2 protein-coding genes are annotated in these 2751 nt (G+C 33.8%); one reads left to right on the top strand and one right to left on the bottom strand.

From position 1 onward, the window contains the following. Positions 1 to 1438, top strand: a 1438-nt coding sequence (locus M983_RS16285; RefSeq protein WP_083954623.1) for a YdgA family protein, incomplete at its 5' end; no start/stop codon positions are given. Between the two features lie 63 nt (positions 1439 to 1501). Here the strand turns inward: M983_RS16285 and M983_RS16280 are convergent. Beyond that, on the bottom strand, positions 1502 to 2428 hold the full coding sequence (locus tag M983_RS16280; RefSeq protein ID WP_066753481.1) for a vWA domain-containing protein: 927 nt from the start codon (positions 2426 to 2428) through the stop codon (positions 1502 to 1504). Between the last annotated feature and the right edge of the window lie 323 nt (positions 2429 to 2751).

Raw genomic sequence — 2751 nt, 5'->3', positions numbered from 1 at the left:
TGCGACTGATCCTAAAGATAATCTAAAAGTAGAAGAAATTCTCTTTGATACAAAAGTTGATCATGGTCCATTCCCAATTTCAGATGTTGCAAAATTAAACTTAATGCCTAAGTTAGCAGCGTTGAATAACACTTTGGTGAAAACCGATACAACTAAGAAATTATTCGAATTAACCGCGGATAAATCCCCATTAGCACTTCATACCTCTTTAGGCTTTGATGGCGCAGTATCAGGTTCTGCCGTAATCAGCGCTATAGATTATACTGATAACAACGATAAGAGTAACATTACATCAACACCGATTACTCTAAACTTTGCTTCAGATAAAGATGGAAAAAATATTTCATCTGATATCAAAGGTGAGCAATTCGTTATTACACAAGGTGCTAATGATAAATTTACCGTTAAAAATATTTCAGGCTCTTTAACCGGAACTAAAGTTGCGGGTGATCAATATATGTTTAATGATCAATCCATTACTTTAGGTGAATTAGTTCATACTGGCGACGATAAAGCATCTGAGTTTTCAATGAAAGACTTAGCGCTGAAAACAAATAGTGAGATTAAAGATAAATTATTTTATATTAATCAAGACTATACATTTAAGTCACTTTCAGTCGGTGGTTTAGATTTTGGCGCAGGTAAATTTGCTTATTCTATTGATAAAGCTGACCCTGATGCGATGTTGTTATTAACCAAAGTGTATAACAATTCATTATTACCATGGAATAAAAATAAATTAGGTAGCTCTGAATTAGTTGAACAAGCGGTTCGTGATGTTTTAGAAAAGGGCTTAATTTTCCGTATTGATGAAGCATCTTTAACTAACTCAGCGGGTGCAAGTAAACTGAACTTCAATATTGATCTCAATGCATTTAAAGTGGATGAGTTCGATAAAAATGATAAAAAACCGTCAGAAATCTTTAATTCTCTGTTTAAAAACATTGATTTCAACGTAAGTTTATCAATGCCAATGTTAGAAGAATTCCGTAATACAACTCAATATCTTGATGCAGCTCGTTATTCTAAAGAACCTTTAAATGATGAGAAAAAAGCAGAAATTAAAGCAACAACGACAAAAGATATTAATCAGCTAAAAACTGAACTACAGCAAAATATCAACCAAATTTCCCAAGATGAGAAAGAAGCATTACCTCTGATGACATTGTCGCAAGATGGTAAATCTCTTGATCTGAAACTGAATTATGCGGCTGATAAATTTACGATGAATGGTAAAACTTACAGCTTTGACGAATTCATGAATGTCACTCAAGCACCTCAAATGTTAGGTTTAGCAGCAATGCTAATCGGTGCAGGTGCAAGTTCTTATGGCAGTTATGACGATGATGCTGATTATCCAGCATACTCTGAAGAAGAAATAACAGAAGATCCTGCAATTATTGAAGAGCAAGAAATCGTTATTCCTGAGAATAAATAAGTCTATAGCTTGCTATAAAGCAATATTGAAACACCCCTTTAGGGGTGTTTTTTTATTTGGTGGTTAACATTTTGTAGGTGTTTTAGGACAGCATGCATCTATTGCCTTATTCATAATGTCAGCTAATTTATTTACAGTTGAGATGATTTCAGAAAGATGTTCGCATACATAACTGCAATCAAGATGTTTACCTTCTGGTAATATTGGTGGCATTAAGCTATCGCAGAGCACATCTTTTAATACCAACAGAAAATTTGCGATGCCTGTTGTATAGATATAAGATCGCCCTCCTGTTTCTTTTGCTAAACGCTGATATTCGCTAGTTACTGCATCTTTATCCGCAAGTGTTGGAAAACGATCTAAATTTGTTGGTGAATCATCAGGTGTACCTTGATAAGTATGTACTTTAACTTTCATTGAACGAGCAACTGCAATTGCCTCACTATTTTTTTCAATAGCAGCTTGCGTTAGTGTACCGCCACCGCCTTCCATACTTTCATCACCTAAAACAAAAATAGCTTTTCTGGCATAACTCCGCCAATCAAAATGATGACATACATCAATAACGGCACGGCATAAATCTTCTCGATTTCCAGCATGATCGAATCCATCAGATTCTTTAAATGGTGCTCTTGCTTGTAGTTGACTTTCTTTCGCACCATGAGAAAGAAGATAATGACTGACAGTTTCATCAAATCGCGTGCCTTCCCATATTCCTTGTATTCCTAGAAAAGTGACACGTAAGTCAGAGGGGCAATCTGCTGTAGCTTTTTCTACAGCAGCATCAATTTGATTACTTAAGTCGACAGCTTCATCAGACATTGATCCGCTAGTATCAATAATGACAACTAAATCAAGCGCTACCACACCACTTCCTATTACTGCCTGTGAACCATAGGTCGTAGGTTCTGAGGGGGGAGCATTTTTTTTTAAAAGCTCAGTGAGTATTTTATTCCCTTTTTCTTGATTATCATCTGAATTTCTATTCATAATTGAGCTCCTTTAATATAAAAATAGAGTAATAGAAAAATAAATATTCTATTAATAAAATATTGGTAATGTGTTTAGGCAACAGCCTATTATTACTTGCTTTTTATAGTCCTTATTCCATATTTAATAACAGGCTCTTTTTATTTTTTAATAAATAATATTCTCTTTTAAATACGTAAGGAGACTTGTTTCTCTATATGATTTCTAAAGCTCAAATTATAAGTTTTCTATTTATTTATCTATCAATAAAATTGACAAGAAATTTCAACTACCATGATAGTTTCATGCCCATGATTTTACAAAAATTTTTTATATTTCAATTA

The organism is Proteus myxofaciens ATCC 19692, assembly GCF_001654855.1.
GTDB lineage: Bacteria > Pseudomonadota > Gammaproteobacteria > Enterobacterales > Enterobacteriaceae > Proteus > Proteus myxofaciens.
Note: the sequence above shows the minus strand (reverse complement) of the source record. Positions and strands in the feature narration are given on the sequence as shown.

Excerpts from the sequence above, each read along its gene's own strand:
- M983_RS16280 (WP_066753481.1), bottom strand. The coding sequence starts at position 2,428 with ATGAATAGAAATTCAGATGATAATCAAGAAAAAGGGAATAAAATACTC.